21 protein-coding genes and 1 pseudogene are annotated in these 19,028 nt (G+C 59.4%); 17 read left to right on the forward strand and 5 right to left on the reverse strand.

All coding sequences use genetic code 11. The annotated features are described in order from the left end of the window. The first annotated feature begins 4 nt into the window (after positions 1-4). The 6 genes and pseudogenes from dut to J4D25_RS24810 all read left to right on the forward strand — a co-directional run bounded on the left by dut (position 5) and on the right by J4D25_RS24810 (position 4,438). On the forward strand, positions 5-460 hold the full coding sequence (gene dut, locus J4D25_RS24785; RefSeq protein WP_007975171.1) for a dUTP diphosphatase: 456 nt from the start codon (positions 5-7) through the stop codon (positions 458-460). Positions 461-726: 266 nt separating this feature from the next. Beyond that, a pseudogene (locus tag J4D25_RS24790) lies at positions 727-2,103 on the forward strand (phosphomannomutase/phosphoglucomutase); the annotation flags it as partial. A 17-nt stretch (positions 2,104-2,120) separates the two neighbouring features. Further along, positions 2,121-3,026 carry an acetylglutamate kinase gene (gene argB / locus J4D25_RS24795; RefSeq protein WP_053163877.1) on the forward strand — a complete coding sequence of 302 codons (906 nt, stop codon included), beginning with the start codon at positions 2,121-2,123 and terminating at the stop codon, positions 3,024-3,026. 190 nt (positions 3,027-3,216) lie between these two features. Beyond that, entirely contained in the window at positions 3,217-3,477 is a 261-nt protein-coding gene (locus J4D25_RS24800; RefSeq protein WP_057712744.1) for a hypothetical protein, read from the forward strand. An 18-nt stretch (positions 3,478-3,495) separates the two neighbouring features. Continuing rightward, a complete protein-coding gene (locus J4D25_RS24805; protein ID WP_057712743.1) occupies positions 3,496-4,068 on the forward strand; it encodes a hypothetical protein in 573 nt (190 codons plus the stop codon). Then, positions 4,055-4,438 (forward strand): hypothetical protein, encoded by a 384-nt coding sequence (locus J4D25_RS24810; RefSeq protein WP_057712742.1) that lies wholly within the window; start codon positions 4,055-4,057, stop codon positions 4,436-4,438. Before J4D25_RS24805 ends, J4D25_RS24810 begins: the two co-directional genes overlap by 14 nt. Before the next feature lie 132 nt (positions 4,439-4,570). Here J4D25_RS24810 and pyrE read toward each other — a convergent pair whose 3' ends face one another. After that, positions 4,571-5,215, reverse strand: coding sequence for an orotate phosphoribosyltransferase (gene pyrE, locus J4D25_RS24815; RefSeq protein ID WP_034147724.1), 645 nt, complete (start codon positions 5,213-5,215; stop codon positions 4,571-4,573). Between the two features lie 81 nt (positions 5,216-5,296). Here pyrE and J4D25_RS24820 point away from each other — a divergent pair, with 81 nt between their 5' ends. Then, positions 5,297-6,076 (forward strand): exodeoxyribonuclease III, encoded by a 780-nt coding sequence (locus J4D25_RS24820; RefSeq protein WP_003229491.1) that lies wholly within the window; start codon positions 5,297-5,299, stop codon positions 6,074-6,076. Between the two features lie 106 nt (positions 6,077-6,182). Here J4D25_RS24820 and gltS read toward each other — a convergent pair whose 3' ends face one another. The 3 genes from gltS to rph form a co-directional block, all read right to left on the reverse strand. After that, positions 6,183-7,391, reverse strand: coding sequence for a sodium/glutamate symporter (gene gltS / locus J4D25_RS24825; protein WP_057712741.1), 1,209 nt, complete (start codon positions 7,389-7,391; stop codon positions 6,183-6,185). Between the two features lie 393 nt (positions 7,392-7,784). Further along, complete coding sequence (locus J4D25_RS24830; RefSeq protein ID WP_057712740.1) at positions 7,785-8,153, reverse strand: DUF4870 domain-containing protein; 369 nt, start codon at positions 8,151-8,153, stop codon at positions 7,785-7,787. Positions 8,154-8,181: 28 nt separating this feature from the next. Then, positions 8,182-8,904, reverse strand: a complete 723-nt coding sequence (gene rph / locus J4D25_RS24835; RefSeq protein ID WP_057395880.1) for a ribonuclease PH — start codon at positions 8,902-8,904, stop codon at positions 8,182-8,184. Between the two features lie 268 nt (positions 8,905-9,172). Here rph and J4D25_RS24840 point away from each other — a divergent pair, with 268 nt between their 5' ends. The 6 genes from J4D25_RS24840 (at position 9,173) to J4D25_RS24865 (ending at position 14,476) form a co-directional block, all read left to right on the forward strand. Beyond that, positions 9,173-10,036 (forward strand): YicC/YloC family endoribonuclease, encoded by an 864-nt coding sequence (locus tag J4D25_RS24840; RefSeq protein WP_057712739.1) that lies wholly within the window; start codon positions 9,173-9,175, stop codon positions 10,034-10,036. Positions 10,037-10,048: 12 nt separating this feature from the next. Further along, positions 10,049-10,669: a guanylate kinase gene (gene gmk / locus J4D25_RS24845; protein ID WP_046038947.1), complete on the forward strand. Its 621-nt coding sequence runs from the start codon at positions 10,049-10,051 to the stop codon at positions 10,667-10,669. A gap of 167 nt (positions 10,670-10,836) precedes the next feature. Beyond that, positions 10,837-11,100 (forward strand): DNA-directed RNA polymerase subunit omega, encoded by a 264-nt coding sequence (gene rpoZ / locus J4D25_RS24850; RefSeq protein ID WP_007921129.1) that lies wholly within the window; start codon positions 10,837-10,839, stop codon positions 11,098-11,100. A gap of 57 nt (positions 11,101-11,157) precedes the next feature. Continuing rightward, positions 11,158-13,263 carry a bifunctional GTP diphosphokinase/guanosine-3',5'-bis pyrophosphate 3'-pyrophosphohydrolase gene (gene spoT / locus J4D25_RS24855; protein ID WP_008047084.1) on the forward strand — a complete coding sequence of 702 codons (2,106 nt, stop codon included), beginning with the start codon at positions 11,158-11,160 and terminating at the stop codon, positions 13,261-13,263. 24 nt (positions 13,264-13,287) lie between these two features. After that, positions 13,288-13,668, forward strand: a complete 381-nt coding sequence (locus tag J4D25_RS24860; protein ID WP_003229509.1) for a RidA family protein — start codon at positions 13,288-13,290, stop codon at positions 13,666-13,668. Positions 13,669-13,735: 67 nt separating this feature from the next. Further along, positions 13,736-14,476 carry a hypothetical protein gene (locus tag J4D25_RS24865; RefSeq protein ID WP_057712738.1) on the forward strand — a complete coding sequence of 247 codons (741 nt, stop codon included), beginning with the start codon at positions 13,736-13,738 and terminating at the stop codon, positions 14,474-14,476. A gap of 138 nt (positions 14,477-14,614) precedes the next feature. Here J4D25_RS24865 and J4D25_RS24870 read toward each other — a convergent pair whose 3' ends face one another. Further along, positions 14,615-15,472 (reverse strand): SDR family oxidoreductase, encoded by an 858-nt coding sequence (locus tag J4D25_RS24870; RefSeq protein ID WP_057712737.1) that lies wholly within the window; start codon positions 15,470-15,472, stop codon positions 14,615-14,617. A 188-nt stretch (positions 15,473-15,660) separates the two neighbouring features. On the opposite strand from J4D25_RS24870, the gene exbB reads away from it, so the two are divergent. The 4 genes from exbB to J4D25_RS24890 all read left to right on the forward strand — a co-directional run bounded on the left by exbB (position 15,661) and on the right by J4D25_RS24890 (position 19,026). Continuing rightward, positions 15,661-16,632 (forward strand): tonB-system energizer ExbB, encoded by a 972-nt coding sequence (gene exbB / locus J4D25_RS24875; protein ID WP_057712736.1) that lies wholly within the window; start codon positions 15,661-15,663, stop codon positions 16,630-16,632. 6 nt (positions 16,633-16,638) lie between these two features. Then, complete coding sequence (exbD, locus tag J4D25_RS24880; protein ID WP_057712735.1) at positions 16,639-17,067, forward strand: TonB system transport protein ExbD; 429 nt, start codon at positions 16,639-16,641, stop codon at positions 17,065-17,067. Next, on the forward strand, positions 17,064-17,813 hold the full coding sequence (locus J4D25_RS24885) for an energy transducer TonB (RefSeq protein WP_015097375.1): 750 nt from the start codon (positions 17,064-17,066) through the stop codon (positions 17,811-17,813). Before exbD ends, J4D25_RS24885 begins: the two co-directional genes overlap by 4 nt. 283 nt (positions 17,814-18,096) lie before the next feature. Beyond that, positions 18,097-19,026 (forward strand): hydrogen peroxide-inducible genes activator, encoded by a 930-nt coding sequence (locus J4D25_RS24890; protein WP_008047093.1) that lies wholly within the window; start codon positions 18,097-18,099, stop codon positions 19,024-19,026. Positions 19,027-19,028: the final 2 nt, after the last annotated feature.

Here is a 19,028-nt window from a genome sequence, read left to right on the forward strand (position 1 = left end):
TTACATGCACGCTTTGCAAGCCAAGATCCTCGACCCCCGCATCGGTACCGAATTCCCGCTGCCACAATACGCCACACCGGGCTCCGCCGGCCTCGACCTGCGCGCCATGCTGGAACAGGACACCGTGATCAAGCCGGGTGAAACCGTGCTGATCCCCACCGGCCTTTCGGTCTATATCGGCGACCCGAACCTGGCGGCGCTGATTCTGCCGCGCTCGGGGATGGGCCATAAGCACGGCATCGTGCTGGGCAACCTGGTGGGGCTGATCGACTCCGACTACCAAGGCCCATTGATGGTTTCCTGCTGGAACCGTGGTCAGACCGAGTTCACCATGCCGGTTGGCGAGCGCCTGGCGCAGCTGGTGCTGGTACCAGTAGTGCAGGCTCACTTCGAGATGGTTGAAGAGTTTGTTGAAACCGAGCGCGGCACCGGCGGCTTCGGCCATACCGGCACCCGCTGATCCGATCTTGCTCTTCTTGTTGCGGGGGATCTGACTCCCTCGCCACAAAATTCAAATTGTCATCTGCAAGGTTTAGCTCCGAAAATCAAGGCATTGCCCGGTCAAACCCTTGTCGTCAGGGGCGTCATGGCCCTTTCACACCACGAACTCTCTGTGGAAAACGCCGTCATACCCTTCAGTTTGAACCTGCCACCGAATGAATCGGCGGCCTGTCCAGCCACTTTCGAGATGGAGCATTTCCACAGATGAACACCCCGGCCAAAATCGCACCCAAGTTCCCTGACAGCATCTTCCGCGCCTACGACATCCGCGGCACCGTCCCGGAATTCCTGAACGCCGAAACCGCTTACTGGATCGGCCGCGCCGTCGGCTCCCAAAGCCTGGCCCAGGGCGAGCCAAACGTTTCCGTCGGTCGCGATGGCCGTCTGTCCGGCCCGGAGCTGGTCGCGCAACTGATCAAAGGCATCGCCGACAGCGGCTGCCACGTCAGTGATGTCGGCCTGGTCCCGACTCCGGCGCTTTACTACGCCGCCAACGTACTGGCCGGCAAATCCGGCGTGATGCTCACCGGCAGCCACAACCCGTCGAACTACAACGGCTTCAAGATCGTCATCGCCGGCGACACCCTGGCCAACGAACAGATCCAGGCCCTGCACGACCGCCTCAAGACCAACAACCTGAGCAGCGGCCAGGGCAGCATCACCCAGGTCGAGATCCTCGACCGCTACACCACCGAAATCGTCCAGGACATCAAGCTGGCCCGTCGCCTGAAAGTGGTCGTCGATTGCGGTAACGGCGCGGCCGGTGTGATCGCTCCGCAACTGATCGAAGCGCTGAACTGCGAAGTCATCCCGCTGTTCTGCGAAGTGGACGGCAACTTCCCGAACCACCACCCGGACCCGGGCAAGCCTGAAAACCTCGTGGACCTGATCGCCAAGGTCAAGGAAACCAACGCTGACATCGGCCTGGCCTTCGACGGCGATGGCGACCGCGTCGGCGTGGTGACCAACACCGGCAGCATCGTCTACCCAGACCGGTTGCTGATGCTGTTCGCCCGCGACGTTGTGGCGCGCAACCCGGGCGCCGAAATCATCTTCGACGTCAAATGCACCCGCCGCCTGATTCCGCTGATCAAGGAATACGGTGGCCGGTCGTTAATGTGGAAGACCGGTCACTCGTTGATCAAAAAGAAAATGAAACAATCCGGCGCCCTGCTGGCTGGCGAAATGAGCGGGCACATCTTCTTCAAGGAGCGCTGGTTCGGTTTCGACGACGGCATTTACAGCGCCGCGCGGTTGCTGGAGATCCTCAGCAAGGAAAAATCCTCGGCCGAAGAGTTGTTCGCGACCTTCCCGAACGATATTTCTACGCCGGAAATCAATATCCATGTGACCGAAGAGAGCAAATTCAGCATCATTGATGCATTGCACGACGCGCAGTGGGGCGAAGGCGCCGACCTGACCACCATTGACGGCGTGCGAGTCGACTATGCCAAAGGCTGGGGCCTGGTACGCGCATCCAACACCACACCGGTGCTGGTGCTGCGTTTCGAGGCCGATGACGAGGCTGAATTGCAGCGCATCAAGGACGTTTTCCACGCCCAGTTGAAGCGTGTTGCACCTGATCTCCAACTACCGTTCTGATTCACCCGGAGCCCTGAATGACCCTCGAACGCGAAGCCGCCGCCAACACCGCCAAGGTCCTGTCCGAAGCGCTGCCTTACATCCGCCGTTATGTCGGCAAGACACTGGTGATCAAATACGGCGGCAACGCGATGGAAAGCGAGGAGCTGAAAACCGGCTTCGCCCGCGACATCGTGCTGATGAAGGCCGTGGGCATCAACCCGGTGGTGGTTCACGGTGGCGGCCCGCAAATCGGTGACCTGCTCAAGCGCCTGTCGATCGAGAGCCATTTCGTCGACGGCATGCGCGTCACCGACGCCGCGACCATGGACGTGGTTGAAATGGTCCTCGGCGGCCAGGTCAACAAGGACATCGTCAACCTGATCAACCGTCATGGCGGCAGCGCCATCGGCCTGACCGGTAAAGACGCCGAGCTGATTCGCGCGAAGAAGCTCACCGTTACCCGTCAGACGCCGGAAATGACCACCCCGGAAATCATCGACATCGGCCACGTGGGCGAAGTAGTCGGCATCAATACCGACCTGCTGAACCTGTTGGTCAAGGGCGATTTCATCCCGGTGATCGCGCCCATCGGCGTCGGCGCCAACGGCGAGTCGTACAACATCAACGCTGACCTGGTGGCCGGTAAAGTCGCCGAGGCATTGAAAGCCGAGAAGTTGATGCTGCTGACCAACATCGCCGGCCTGATGGACAAGTCGGGCACGGTCCTGACCGGCCTGACAACCCAGCAAGTCGACGACCTGATCGCCGATGGCACCATCTATGGCGGCATGCTGCCGAAGATCCGTTGCGCACTGGAAGCAGTCCAGGGCGGCGTGGGCAGCTCGCTGATCATCGACGGTCGCGTGCCGAACGCGATCCTGCTGGAAATTTTCACCGATACCGGCGTGGGCACCCTGATCAGCAATCGCAAGCGTCACTGATTCAAGAACGTCATAAAGATCGCAACCTTCAGCGGCACCTACGGAAGTATGAATTTTCCGTAGGTGCTGACGAAGTCTGCGATCTTTTTTATGCGTGCAGGAAATGCCTCACTTCAGATAACGAAACGTCCGACATCATTAAGGAATCAATCTGCATAGGATCTTCCCTGCATCCACAGGAGATCTACCCATGCAAAAAGACCATGTTCCATACGGCAGTGACATTTCAGCAGGCACCTACGCCTGCGTAGACTGCGGATTTGAGTATTCAGGCCCGTCGCAAACATCAATGCCACCCTGCCCTGATTTCAAAAAGACCCCTCACACGCGCAAAGCCTGGAAAGTATTGACCGGCCAAGGCGACGCCCCGAATGACCCGTATCCGGAAAAAACCGACAAATCCGTCGAGAACAAAAAGGCCGAGACAACCAGCCCTGCGAGCAAAAAATAGCCACGGAGGCACTGAGCCATGCAGATCTCGTTCACGATCGACGCCCAGGCTTTCGAGCAGGAGCAGAAGGAACCGGTCAAGAAAACCCTGAAGATTTCCGACACGGAAATTGCTCATGCCTTACAGCGTATAGCCAAGGCGAGCCTGACTGAATACTTGAAAATGCTGGTTGAGGGCGGCATGCCGAGCCGGGCCGATGAAGCAAAACAGGACCGTTTGCTGTATCTGATTCAAAGCTACTTCGGGCAGACCCTGCCAACCGAATCGCAGATATCGACGATTTTCCAGCTGACTCAGAGCCAAAGCAAAACCTTGCTGAAAAACACGGTTTCACGCTTCCGCAATCAATTGGACGAGATCCTGCAGCACAGCATGCGAGCCGTGATCGAGTCTGCGGAGCACGCACAGACCGTGTATCTGGTGGTGATCAGCTCGGACGTCATCCGCGATGAACTGAACATGCTGATCACCCAGAACGAGCCGACTTTCAAACCCATCATCAAACGCAAAGGCAGTGCCGGGCAGTTCGAAATCAGCGAGGATTCCCACGCGCTGCTGTGCCGGACACTGGGCCTGAATGCCGTTCAGTGACATCGTCGCGGTCAGTGGTTTGCTGCTGACCCTGACCACCTTCATGTTCAACCTGGCATGGCCAAAATTGCATGAAGCGTTGGAACTGGATGAAAAACAACCAGGCCCACTGGCCAGAAAACGTAGCCGAGAGAAGGTTTCAGGCGTTCTGCTCGGCTGCGCCCTGCCCCTGACCTGCGCCTTCACAGCACTTTTTTACGTCAACCTGCCGGCCGCCGCTCGAATCATGCGTGGCAGCAGACTGGATCTGTGGGATTTCGATGTGGACCGCACGCTTTACGTTCTAGTCGTCGTGGCACTGCTGGGGTTCGCGCTATTCAATCTGGGATTGGCACTAAAACTGATAGGAAAATGGCGAAGACTGCACTGACAGCACAAACAAAAAGCCCCTTGTAGGAGCGAGCTTGCTCGCGATGGGCGCCAGAGCAACGCGGGCTGCCAGGCACTCCGCATTATCGTTGACGTTTTTCGCGAGCAAGCTCGCTCCTACAGGGTCGGTGTGTCAGACGCCGAACTGGGCGCGGTAGGCTTCCACAGCTGGCAGATGCTGCTTGAGCTGCGGATCGTCCGCCAGGAATTCCAGCACCTGGTTCAGCGAAACGATGCTGATCACCGGGATGCCGAAGTCACGCTCGACTTCCTGGATCGCCGACAACTCGCCGTTGCCACGCTCCTGACGGTTCAGGGCGATCAGCACGCCAGCGGCCTTGGCGCCGTCCTGGGAGGCGATGATCTGCATCACTTCACGGATGGCGGTGCCGGCGGTGATCACGTCGTCGATGATCAGCACTTCACCGGTCAGCGGTGCGCCAACCAGGCTGCCGCCTTCGCCGTGGGCCTTGGCTTCCTTGCGGTTGAAGCACCATGGCAAGTCACGGTTGTGATGCTCGGCCAGGGCCACGGCGGTAGTCGCCGCCAGCGGAATGCCTTTGTAGGCCGGGCCAAACAGCACGTCGAACGAAATGCCGCTCTCGGCAATGGCGGCGGCGTAGAAACGACCCAGCTGCGCCAGGGCCGAACCCGAGTTGAACAGGCCGGCATTGAAGAAGTAAGGACTGGTGCGCCCGGACTTCAGGGTGAACTCACCGAAGCGCAAAACGCCGCGATCGATGGCAAAACGGATGAAATCGCGCTGATACGCTTGCATGAAAAAACCCCAAATACCACGGATTTAGCTAATTAGCTTGACGCCGTGTATCATACACGCACGCGATTTTTGGGGCCATTTATGCGGATCATCAGTGTGAACGTCAATGGTATTCAGGCTGCAGTCGAGCGTGGTTTGCTCAGTTGGCTGCAAGCACAGAATGCCGACGTCATCTGCCTGCAGGACACCCGTGCCTCCGCCTTTGAACTGGATGACCCAGCCTTCCAACTGGATGGCTACTTCCTTTATGCCTGCGATGCTGAAGTCCCCGCCCAAGGTGGCGTGGCTTTGTATTCGCGGCTGCAACCGAAGGCTGTCATCAGCGGTCTCGGTTTCGAGACGGCCGACCGCTACGGGCGCTACCTGCAAGCAGATTTCGACAAAGTCAGTATTGCCACCTTGCTGCTTCCTTCGGGGATGAACGGCGATGAGGATTTGAACCAGAAGTTCAAGCTCATGGACGACTTCGGCAAGTACCTGGACAAGCAGCGGCGCAAACGCCGCGAGTACATTTATTGTGGCTCGCTGTACGTGGCGCAGCAGAAGCTCGACATCAAGAACTGGCGCGACAGCCAGCAATCTCCGGGCTTCCTGGCACCTGAACGTGCCTGGATGGACGAGATTGTCGGCAACATGGGTTATGTCGACGCCCTGCGGGAAGTCAGCCGGGAAGGCGACCAGTACAGCTGGTGGCCGGACAACGAACAGGCGGAGATGCTCAACCTCGGTTGGCGCTTCGACTATCAGTTGCTGACCCCTGGCCTGCGCCGCTTCGTACGCAGCGCACGCCTGCCACGCCAGCCGCGGTTCTCGCAACACGCGCCGCTGATCGTGGACTACGACTGGACGCTGACGATCTAAGTGATTTTTCACTGAGCAGTATGACGGATGGTCGAAAAAATGCCCGTATCGCAAGATACGGGCATTTTTTATGCACTCTATCCAGAGGTTCCCATCGACCAGAACTTCAAGCCGCGGCGAAAAACGGCAGAGCGAGATACAACTTGATCACAATGACATTAATGATGTCGATGAAGAAAGCGCCCACCATGGGCACCACCAGGAACGCTATCTGCGAAGGCCCGTAGCGCTGCGTCACCGCTTGCATGTTAGCGATGGCAGTTGGCGTGGCCCCCAGTCCAAAACCGCAGTGTCCTGCCGCCAGTACAGCCGCATCGTAGTTACTACCCATGACCCTGAACGTCACGAAAATCGCAAACAGCGCCATGACCAGCGTTTGCGCCGCCAGGATGATGAAGATCGGCAAAGCCAATGCGGCCAGATCCCAGAGTTTGAGTGACATGAGAGCAATTGCCAGAAACAGCGACAAGCTGACATTCCCAAGCACGGAGACTTCACGCTCAAACACTTGATACAAGCCAAGCGCTGAAAGCCCGTTTCGCAAAAGTACACCCACGAACAAGACACAAACGAACGTCGGCAACTCGAATGCGCTTCCGTGGAGCATCTCGTTCAGAAGAGTACCTGCCAGCAGGCTGACGGCGATCAGCGCGAGCGTCTCGATAAACGAAAAGGGTGTGATCGAGCGCTCTTTGTTTGGCTGTTCAAAGCCTTTTGGCACCCGTGGTTTTTCTTGATCAACGCAGCCGGGTACTTGTACGCGCTTGATGAGGTGGCGAGCAACTGGCCCACCGATCAATCCGCCCAGCACCAATCCAAACGTCGCAGAGGCCATCGCAAGCTCGGAGGCAGATGCCAGACCGTACTTCTCACTGAACGTAGCCCCCCATGCAGCACCCGTACCGTGACCGCCGGCCAACGTAACCGAGCCTGTCAGCAGGCCCATCAAGGGATCGAGCCCCAAGAGACTCGCAAGACCGATACCCATGGCATTCTGGACCAGTAAAAGCCCGGTGACCGCCAGTATGAAAACACCCACCACCCGCCCGCCCTTCTTCAGGCTGGCGAAATCTGCACTCAAGCCAATGGTGGCGAAAAACGCCAACATCAAGGGTGTCTGCAATGAAGTGTCGAACCGGACCTCAACATCAATGCCGCGCAAAGCCAGGAGAACCAAGGCAACCACCAGGCCACCCGCTACAGGTTCGGGGATATTGTAGGCGCGTAAAAAACCGACACGCGTGACAAGTCCGCGCCCCAGCAAAAGTACTAAAGAGGCTGCTACTAATGTTCCATAAAAATCGAGCTGAAGCATTCTGGATATTCTTGCTTATATATTCAGGGGCGAACTTTTTACCTGGACACGCCTCTTGAACAGGTTGATGGATCTCAACACTGATTGGTATTAGATTCAGGAGCCGTCAATGGTCTGAATATATCGAAATATTTCTTGATAAATATTACTCGGGGCAACCTTATCAACCGCCAAGTCCAATTGCCAAGCATACAAGCGGCACTGAGCTTTGCAGTTTGTGTCTAAACGTGTAAAAAATATTATGCGCACGAATTAACTTAGTTTGAATAGCGAGCGACCAAGCACGCAATAATAGAGATTAATCTGATTGCAAAAAAACAAATGCCCCGACATGTCGGGGCATTTGTTTTGAATTACGCTGAAGTGTGCGTCAAACAACAGCAGTGTCTTGGCTTACTTGATCAACCGCCATGTGAACGGATACCGATAAGGCTGCCCTTCATTGGCCTTCACCCCGGCAATGATCGTTAGCACCAGCGCACCGATCGCGATCAGGCCAAACAGGAAGAACCCGATAATCACCAGCATCAGCAAGAAGCAGATAGCCGAGGCGATCGCCACGGTTATCTGAAAGTTCAGCGCTTCCTTGCCCTGGGCATCGATGAACGGGTCCATCTCGCGCTTGATCTGCCAGAGAATCAGCGGGCCGATGATCGTACCGAACGGAATCCAGATCCCCAGCAAGGCGGACAAGTGGCAAAACATGGCCCACTGACGCGCCTCTTGGCTCGGCGTGGGCAGCGGCAGTTGCTCGTCACTCATAGTGTCCTCCTTGTCTGGAGCAGCCTGGTCAGTCGGCCAGGGCGGCCTTTTGCAGTTCGAAGATCTCGTTCATGCCTTTCTTGGCCAGTTCGAGCATGGCGTTCAGCTCTTCAGGCTGGAACGGCGCGCCTTCGGCAGTGCCCTGGACTTCGATGAAGCCGCCAGCGCTGGTCATTACCACGTTCAGGTCAGTCTCGGCGGCCGAGTCTTCCAGGTAATCGAGGTCGAGCACCGGCTCACCCTTGTACATGCCCACGGAAACCGCAGCGATCATCTGCTTGACCGGGTCGCCGCCTTTCAGGCCGCCACGCTTCTTGATCACTTTCAAGGCATCGATCAGCGCAACCATGGAACCGGTAATCGAAGCCGTGCGGGTGCCGCCATCGGCCTGGATCACATCGCAGTCGACGTACAGGGTGATATCGCCCAGTTTGGACATGTCCAGCGCAGCGCGCAGGGAGCGACCGATCAGACGCTGGATTTCCAGGGTGCGACCGCCTTGCTTGCCACGGCTGGCTTCACGCTGGTTACGCTCGCCGGTAGCACGCGGCAGCATGCCGTACTCGGCAGTCAACCAACCCTGGCCCTGGCCTTTCAGGAAACGCGGTACGCCCGGTTCAACGCTGACGGTGCAGATGACCTTGGTATCACCGAATTCGACCAGCACAGAACCCTCGGCGTGCTTGGTGTAGTTGCGGGTGATGCGGATCGAGCGGAGCTGATCGGCAGCGCGACCACTTGGACGTATCATAGGGAGTACCTGTACTGGGGACGGAAAACTGCGGAGCATTATAGAGCCGACGGCCGCCACTGGGCACTTCTAAAAAAATCCGCCGACGACCGAGGGCTCTGTACCGCGCGCCGGTGCAGGCCTGCCGCTCTTTGTCACACTGTGTGTTTGGGCGCATCCGCGCCACTGCGCTACAATCCTGCGCCTTTGCTGCCAGTCGGCTTTAATTCATTGATATCGGATTCCCGGAACCTCGGTTCTGTGCCGATCTGCCTTGCGAGGTACCTCCATGGTGCACAGCATGACCGCCTTCGCCCGCGTCGAGAAAGCCGGCGTCCAGGGCACCCTGAGCTGGGAACTGCGCTCGGTCAACAGCCGCTACCTGGAACCCCACCTGCGCCTGCCGGAGTCCTTTCGCGACCTCGAGGGCGCTGTTCGTGAAGCCCTGCGCCAGGGTGTATCGCGGGGCAAGCTTGAATGCACCCTGCGCTTCACCGAAGAAAATACCGGCAAGGCGCTGCAAATCGATCAGGAGCGCGCCGCGCAACTGGTCGCCGCCGCCGAGACCATCGCCAGCCTGATCAAGAACCCGGCAGCGCTGAACCCGCTGGAAGTCCTTGCCTGGCCCGGCGTACTGGTAGGCGACGCCACCGACCCGCAAGCCTTGAACGCCGAAGCGCTGGCACTGTTCAATCAGGGCCTCAAGGAGCTGAAGGCCGGCCGCGAGCGCGAAGGCGCGGAGCTGGCGCGGCTGATCAACGAGCGCCTGAGCGCCATCGAAGAAGACGTGGTGACTTTGCGCGAACTGGTCCCGCAAATGCTCGCCACCCAGCGCCAGAAAGTCCTCGACCGTTTCGCCGACATGAAGGCCGAGATGGATCCGCAGCGCCTGGAGCAGGAAATGGTCATGCTCGCGCAAAAAAGTGACGTCGCCGAAGAACTGGATCGCCTGAGCACTCACATCATCGAAGTTCGCCGGGTGCTCAAATCCGGCGGTGCCGCCGGTCGGCGCCTGGACTTCCTGATGCAGGAACTCAACCGCGAAGCCAATACACTGGGCTCCAAAGCCTTCGACCCGCGCAGCACCCAGGCTGCGGTCAACCTCAAGGTGTTGATCGAGCAGATGCGCGAACAAGTGCAGAATATTGAGTAAGGCTACCCCGACATGACACACAGCACCGGCACCCTGTACATCATTTCCGCTCCTTCGGGCGCGGGCAAGAGCAGTCTGGTCAAGGCTTTGACCGACGCAAATCCGGAGATCCGCGTCTCGGTCTCCCACACCACCCGCGCCATGCGCCCCGGTGAAGTGAATGGCGTGAACTATCACTTCGTCGACCGCAGCGAGTTCGTGAAGATGATCGAGCACGGGGACTTCCTCGAGCGCGCCGAAGTGTTCGGCAACCTCTACGGCACCTCGCAAAGCCACCTGCAGCAAACCCTGGACGAAGGCCACGACCTGATTCTGGAAATCGACTGGCAAGGTGCCGAGCAAGTGCGCAAGCTGATGCCTCAGGCCCGCTCGATCTTCATTCTGCCGCCGTCATTGCAGGCCCTGCACCAGCGCCTGACCAATCGCGGCCAGGACAGTGACGAAGTCATCGACGGCCGGATGCGTGAAGCCGTCAGCGAAATGAGCCACTACGTCGACTACGACTACCTGATCATCAACGACGATTTCGCCCACGCGCTGCACGACCTGAAGGCGATTTTCCGCGCCAATCAGCTGATTCAAAAGCGTCAGCAACAGCGTCACGGCAAATTGCTGGCTGAATTGCTCGGTTAATCAGCTCTTCCCAAAACCGCTGCAAGGGCTTTACATTGGTACTTGCAGCGCGTTGAAGGGCTTGGTCAAAAAATCAGCGCTTCCCTAAACGCTGGTGATTTTTTAAACTGTCGAGTCCGCTCGCCCATCCGGGCAGCGCGCATATTGCATTTGCTACGAGGAAGACCATGGCCCGCGTAACCGTTGAAGACTGCCTAGAACACGTGGATAACCGCTTTGAGCTGGTCATGCTCTCTACCAAGCGTGCCCGTCAACTGGCCACCGGCGGCAAAGAGCCGAAAGTAGCATGGGAAAACGACAAGCCTACCGTCGTTGCCCTGCGCGAAATCGCTGAAGGCCTGATCGACTACGCAGCTATCGCCGAAGCCGAAATCGTTGAAGATGAACCGCTTTTTGCTGCATTCGAGGACGAGTCCAACGAGGCCGTCTAAGCCTATGCCTGGTCGACGTAGCACGGCGCGGGATAAAAGCTTACGGCAGGAGACATCATGCCGAGCATAGACGCCCTCGCCGATCGCTTATCGACCTACCTCGGCAAGGACCAGGTCAACCTGGTCCGCCGGGCGTATTTCTACGCCGAACAAGCCCACGACGGCCAACGCCGCCGTAGCGGCGAGGCGTACGTCACGCACCCACTCGCGGTTGCGAATATTCTTGCCGACATGCACATGGACCATCAGAGCCTGATGGCCGCGATGCTGCATGACGTGATCGAAGACACTGGTATTGCCAAGGAAGCGCTGCAAGCGCAGTTCGGCGAAACCGTGGCCGAACTGGTCGACGGGGTCAGCAAACTGACCCAGATGAACTTCGAGACCAAGGCCGAAGCCCAAGCCGAAAACTTCCAGAAAATGGCCATGGCCATGGCTCGCGACATTCGCGTGATCCTGGTCAAGCTGGCCGACCGCCTGCACAACATGCGCACGCTGGAAGTGCTGTCCGGCGAAAAACGCCGGCGCATCGCCAAGGAAACCCTGGAAATCTATGCGCCCATCGCCAACCGGCTGGGCATGCACGCCATCCGCATAGAGTTCGAAGACCTCGGTTTCAAGGCCATGCACCCGATGCGTTCCGCGCGGATCTACCAGGCCGTCAAACGCGCCCGGGGCAACCGCAAGGAAATCGTCAACAAGATCGAAGAATCCTTAAGCCACTGCCTGGCCATCGATGGCATCCAGGGCGAGGTCAGCGGTCGCCAGAAACACCTCTACGGCATCTACAAGAAAATGCGCGGCAAGCGTCGGGCCTTCAACGAGATCATGGACGTCTACGCGTTCCGGATCATCGTCGACAAGGTCGATACCTGCTACCGCGTGCTGGGTGCTGTACATAACTTATATAAACCGCTGCCGGGGCGCTTCAAGGATTACATCGCGATCCCCAAGGCCAACGGCTATCAGTCACTGCACACCACGCTGTTCGGCATGCACGGTGTTCCGATCGAGATCCAGATCCGAACCCGTGAAATGGAAGAGATGGCCAACAACGGCATCGCCGCCCATTGGCTGTACAAATCCAGCGGCGACGAGCAGCCAAAAGGCACCCATGCCCGCGCCCGCCAGTGGGTCAAGGGCGTGCTGGAAATGCAGCAACGCGCCGGCAACTCGCTGGAATTCATCGAAAGCGTGAAGATCGACCTGTTCCCGGACGAGGTCTACGTGTTCACGCCCAAAGGCCGGATCATGGAGCTGCCCAAGGGCTCCACGGCGGTCGACTTCGCTTATGCGGTGCACACCGACGTCGGCAACAGCTGCATCGCCTGCCGGATCAACCGTCGACTCGCGCCGTTGTCCGAACCGCTGCAAAGCGGCTCCACGGTCGAGATCGTCAGCGCTCCCGGCGCACGGCCGAACCCGGCCTGGCTCAACTTCGTGGTCACCGGCAAGGCGCGCACGCACATACGCCACGCACTAAAGCTGCAACGCCGCTCCGAATCCATCAGCCTCGGCGAGCGCCTGCTGAACAAGGTCCTCAACGGCTTCGACAGCTCGCTGGAGAAAATCCCGGCCGAGCGCGTCAAGGCCATGCTGGTCGAGTACCGCCTGGAACTGATCGAAGACCTGCTGGAAGATATCGGCCTGGGCAATCGCATGGCCTATGTAGTGGCCCGCCGGTTGCTGGGCGAAGGCGAACAGTTGCCAAGCCCTGAAGGCCCGCTGGCGATTCGCGGCACCGAAGGCCTGGTGCTCAGCTACGCCAAGTGTTGCACCCCGATCCCGGGCGACCCGATTGTCGGCCACCTGTCCGCCGGCAAGGGCATGGTCGTGCACCTGGACAACTGCCGCAATATCAGCGAAATCCGCCACAACCCGGAAAAATGCATCCAGCTCTCGTGGGCCAAGGATGTCACCGGCGAATTCAACGTCGAGCTGCGCGTCGAGCTGGAGCACCAGCGCGGCCTGATCGCCCTGCTGGCCAGCAGCGTCAACGCCGCCGACGGCAACATCGAGAAAATCAGCATGGACGAACGCGATGGTCGCATCAGCGTGGTCCAGTTGGTGGTCAGCGTGCACGACCGCGTGCACCTGGCCCGCGTGATCAAGAAACTGCGCGCCTTGACCGGGGTGATTCGCATCACCCGCATGCGCGCCTAAGCCCCTAATTACAAGGAGTCCTACATGACCAAGACTGTTATCACCAGCGACAAGGCCCCGGCCGCCATCGGTACTTACTCCCAGGCGATCAAGGCTGGCAACACCGTTTACATGTCGGGTCAGATTCCCCTGGACCCAAAAACCATGGAACTGGTTGAAGGCTTCGAAGCCCAGACCGTCCAGGTATTCGAGAACCTCAAGGCCGTGGCTGAAGCTGCCGGCGGTTCGTTCAAGGACATCGTCAAGCTGAACATCTTCCTCACCGACCTGAGCCACTTCGCCAAGGTCAACGAGATCATGGGCAAGTACTTCGACCAGCCTTACCCTGCACGCGCCGCCATCGGCGTAGCCGCCCTGCCAAAGGGTTCGCAGGTCGAAATGGATGCCATCCTGGTCATCGAGTAATGCGTACGGCGCAGCCTCGGGCTGCGCCGACTGCTCTGCTGTAAAGAAAGCTTGAAAGGATTCCACCATGCGCAACGCGCTTGTTCTCTCGCTGCTTGCCCTGTTCCTGGGCGGATGTGCCAGCAACCCTGCCGACCGTGACATCAGCGGCACCTGGATCAACCAGGTGGCGATCGATGCTGCCGCCAAAGGCGTCCCCCTGCGTGAAGCGCTCCAGGCCTATGGCCCGAACCTGGAATGGGACATCAACACCAAGGCCGGTCAGGCCCGCTACACCAACGGTTTTGAAAATGTCGATGGCAAGCTGCTGGGTGAAGAGTCCGGCGCCTGGAAAGTCGACTTTTATGGCAGCTCGGCCAGTGAACTGAAGCGTGACGGCAAGCAACTGAGCCAGTCCGCCAGCGACAATGAGCCTGAGCAAGTCTTCGACCGCGTACAGATCCAGGTACCGGATGGCGCACCGATGGGTGCCACCTTCGAACGCGCCCTGTATTCAGCCTACATGGGCGGCGGCTGGACAATCGTCAACGGCCCGGGCGAAGGCAACACGGTTCAATTCCAGGCCGACGGCCAGGTGACCGGCCTGCCGGGCAGCGACCGTTATGCGTTGTGCCTGGCCGGCGATTGCGCATCCATGAGCGGCGGCAATGACAACATGTGGCTGCAACTCAATGGCCAGGGCAACGCCTGGATCTTTGCGCGCAAGGGCAAAGAGCTGGAGATTTTCCAGACCGTGAACACGGCGCAGGCGGACGAGATGCCTCAATACACGCCGGGTGATCGCAAGTGGTTGCTGGAGAAGCAATAAGCGTCCCTTGAAAGCACCACGAAACACTGTGGGAGCGAGCTTGCTCGCGATGAGGCCATAACATCCAACATTATCGTTGACTGTTATGCCGCCATCGCGAGCAAGCTCGCTCCCACAGGTGTTTACGGTGCCTGGAAGTCAGCAGCGCCCTTCAATGATCGCCGCATACCCCTCGCGAAAACTCGGATACTTCGGCGTCCAGCCCAACGCTTTGGCCCGCGCATTACTGCAGCGCTTGCTGCCAGTGCGACGCACGCTGTCGTCATCGGCCCATTCGGTCACACCCAGATATTCGCGCAACCAGCCCACCACATCGGCCAGCGCTGCCGGCGCATCATCGACGCCGATGTAGACATCATCCAGCGCCACCCCACGCCGATCCGCCTCAAGCAGACACGCGATCAACCCTGCGGCATCGTCGGCATGAATCCGATTGGCATACAACGGTGGCTCGACCGCCACGCGATAACCCCGGCGCACCTGGGTCAGCAGCCATTCACGGCCGGGACCATAAATGCCGGTCAGGCGCACGATACTGGCCGGAATGCCGCTCTTGAGGGCAAGTTGCTCGGCTTCGAGCATCACACGTCCGGAATAGCCCGCCGGCACGGCCGGTGAAGCCTCGTCGACCCATTCGCCATTCTGCTGACCGTAGACACTGCTGCTGGAAACGAACAACAGGCGATTGGGCATCTGCCCGTAGTCGTCCAGCCACTCCAGCACATGCTCCAGACCCTGAACATACGCAGCGCGGTAACCGGCTTCGTCGTGATCGGTGGCCGCCGCGCAATACACCAGGTAATCCACGGCGCCGATTGGCCAAGTGTCCGGGCAGTCTTTGTTGAACAGGTCACCGGCCACGCCGATGACGCCCTTGGGCAGGCGCGAAACGTCGCGTCGCAGACCATGGACCTCCCATCCCGCCGCCAGCAATTGTGTGGCCAGGCGGCTGCCGACATCACCGCAGCCGGCGATCAAAACAGTAGGCGCAGACATCAGAAAACTCCCATCGGAAAGCCACAGACTAGCGCCGGCAACAGACAGGCGGCTAGTAATGCAGGAAAAAAAGAGACGCTATTACTTCTGTTAACAAGAATTACTTGCAATAATGCCTCCCCACTTTTGTTCTCGGCCTTCGAGGCCTGGAAGAACATCACCCGTTTTTTCTCTCAGGTCCGGCCAGCATGACACGCAATCAACTCTCCGCTTCGCCAACCAAACGACCTCGCGCCTGGAGCGCGGTGGCCGCCCTGTTCTTCAGCCTGATGCTCGCGCCAGTCGCCGCTTTCGCCGATGCCCAGGCGCCAGCCACACCAGCCGCCACCGCGCCTGCTCCGGCCGATCACGCCGCCCCGGCCGTTGCTCCGGCCGCGACCGATCCTGCCCAGGCCGCACCGACAGAAGCGTTGGGCGAAGACGTCCCTGAAGTCCTCGAAGCCGACAACACCCTGGGCATGGCCCACGACCTGTCGCCGTGGGGCATGTACAAGAATGCCGACATCATCGTGAAAATCGTGATGATCGGCCTGGCCATCGCCTCGATCATCACCTGGACCATCTGGATCGCCAAGGGCCTTGAGCTGATGGGCGCCAAGCGTCGTCTGCGCGGTGAAATCGCCCAACTGAAAAAATCCGCCTCCCTCAAGGAAGCCAGCGCCACCGCGGCGAAGGAAGGCACCCTGGCCAACCTGCTGGTACATGACGCCCTTGAAGAGATGCGCCTGTCGGTCAACAGCCGCGAGAAAGAAGGCATCAAGGAACGCGTCAGCTTCCGTCTTGAGCGCCTGGTCGCGGCCTGCGGTCGCAACATGAGCAGCGGCACCGGCGTGCTGGCCACCATCGGTTCCACCGCGCCGTTCGTCGGCCTGTTCGGTACCGTGTGGGGCATCATGAACAGCTTCATCGGCATCGCCAAGACCCAGACCACCAACCTCGCCGTCGTCGCCCCCGGTATCGCCGAAGCCCTGCTGGCTACCGCGCTGGGCCTGGTTGCAGCTATCCCTGCGGTCGTGATCTACAACGTCTTTGCCCGCTCCATCGCCGGTTACAAGGCTCAGGTGTCCGACGCGTCGGCACAGGTCCTGCTGTTGGTCAGCCGCGACCTCGACCACCAGCCTGAGCGCAGCTCGCAACCGCACATGGTGAAAGTGGGGTAATCGGCCATGGGCCTGCATTTGAAAGAAGGGGCAGACGACGATCTGTCCGAAAACCACGAAATCAACGTTACGCCGTTCATTGACGTGATGTTGGTGCTGTTGATCATTTTCATGGTGGCGGCCCCGCTGGCCACCGTGGACATCAAGGTCGACCTGCCCGCCTCGACCGCCAAGCCGGCTCCGCGGCCAGAGAAACCGGTATTCCTCAGTGTCAAGGCTGACCAGCGCCTGTTCCTTGGTGAAGACGAAGTGAAGGCCGACGCACTCGGCGCCACCCTCGACGCCAAGACCCAGGGCAAGAAAGACACGACAATCTTCTTCCAGGCCGACAAAGGCGTGGATTACGGCGATCTGATGAGCGTGATGGACAACCTGCGTTCCGCCGGTTACCTGAAGGTAGGTCTGGTCGGACTCGAGACGGCAGCCAAGAAATGATCACGACGCGCCATAAGCTGACGCGTTACAGCGGTAGCCTGGCCGTGGTGCTGGGCGTTCACGCGCTGGCCATCGCGCTGGCGTTGAACTGGTCCGCCCGTCCGCCCATCGAATTGCCCCCTCAGGCAATGATGGTCGAACTGGCACCGGTTCCTGCCCCGCCACCGCCTGCTCCGCCGAAGGTCGTCACCCCGCCGCAGCCACCGGCTCCGGTTGAAGAACTGCCGATACCCAAGCTCGCTGAAGCGCCGAAAGCTGAAATTGCCGTGCCCAAGCCGGTCAAACCCAAGCCGAAGCCGCAACCGCCCAAGCCGGTAGAGAAAAAACCCGAACCGCCGAAGGAAAAACCGGCCGAGGAAAAGCCTGCCGAAACGCAACAGACTCAGGCACCAACGGAGAAATCCGCCCAGCCTGCGCCGGGCCCATCGCCTGCTCAATTGGCGGCCAAGGCCAGTTGGCAAGGCACGCTGTTGGCACACCTGCAGAAGTACAAAAAGTACCCTGCAAGTGCCCAGGCGCGGGGCAAGGAAGGCATGAACCGTCTGCGTTTCGTCGTGGATGCCGAAGGCAATGTGTTGTCGTTTGAGCTGGTAGGCGCCTCGGGCACTGCCGATCTGGACCGGGCCACTCTGGAAATGATCCGTCGCGCCCAACCGCTGCCCAAGCCACCGGCCGACATGCTGACCAATGGCTCCATCGAAATCGTTGCACCGTTTGTTTATTCGCTGGAAAAACGCCGCCGTTAAAACAGTACTGCCCCTGTGGGAGCGAGCTTGCTCGCGATAGCGGTCTAACATTCAACGCAGATGTCGAATGCTGGGCCCTCATCGCGAGCAAGCTCGCTCCCACAGAGATTTCTGCCAGCAGGAAGCTCGCGTTCCAAGCCCAAAAGGCACCGAAAGGTGCCTTTTGCATATCTGCCAGCGGCAAACTGGGATTACCCGGTGTCACTCGACACACTCAGTCTGATAACGTGCGTCTATCGATTGCAGCCGGTATGCTTGGCCCGCAACTACATGGACGCTTGCTATGACCCTCACAGAATTACGCTACATCGTTACCCTCGCCCAAGAGCAGCATTTCGGCCACGCGGCCGAGCGTTGCCACGTCAGCCAGCCGACCCTGTCGGTGGGTGTGAAAAAGCTTGAAGACGAACTCGGTGTGCTGATTTTCGAGCGCAGCAAAAGCGCCGTGCGCCTGACGCCGGTCGGCGAAGGCATCGTGGCCCAGGCCCAAAAGGTATTGGAACAAGCCCAAGGCATCCGCGAACTGGCCCAGGCCGGCAAGAACCAGCTGACCGCCCCACTCAAAGTCGGCGCGATCTACACCGTCGGGCCGTACCTGTTTCCGCATCTGATTCCACAACTGCACCGGGTCGCCCCGCAGATGCCGTTGTACATCGAAGAAAACTTCACCCACGTGCTGCGCGACAAACTGCGCAACGGCGAGCTCGACGCGATCATCATCGCCCTGCCGTTCAATGAAGCCGACGTTCTGACCCTGCAGCTCTACGACGAGCCGTTCTACGTGCTGATGCCGGCGCAGCACCCGTGGACACAAAAGGAATCCATCGACGCCAGCCTGCTCAATGACAAGAGCCTGTTGCTGCTCGGCGAAGGCCACTGCTTCCGCGACCAGGTACTGGAAGCCTGCCCGACCCTGACCAAAGGCAACGACGGCGCCAAGCACACCACCGTGGAATCCAGCTCCCTGGAAACCATTCGCCACATGGTCGCCTCGGGTCTCGGGATTTCGATCCTGCCGTTGTCGGCGGTCGACAGCCATCACTACGCCCCGGGCGTGATCGAGGTGCGTCCGTTGTCGGCACCCGTACCGTTCCGCACCGTGGCCATTGCCTGGCGCGCCAGCTTCCCGCGCCCGAAAGCGATTGAAATCCTCGCCGACTCCATTCGCCTGTGCTCGGTGGCCAAGCCAGCGGCGCAAGTCGCTGCGGGCTAAGC

This window comes from Pseudomonas sp. GW456-L13, from assembly GCF_017350115.1.
GTDB lineage: Bacteria > Pseudomonadota > Gammaproteobacteria > Pseudomonadales > Pseudomonadaceae > Aquipseudomonas > Aquipseudomonas jessenii.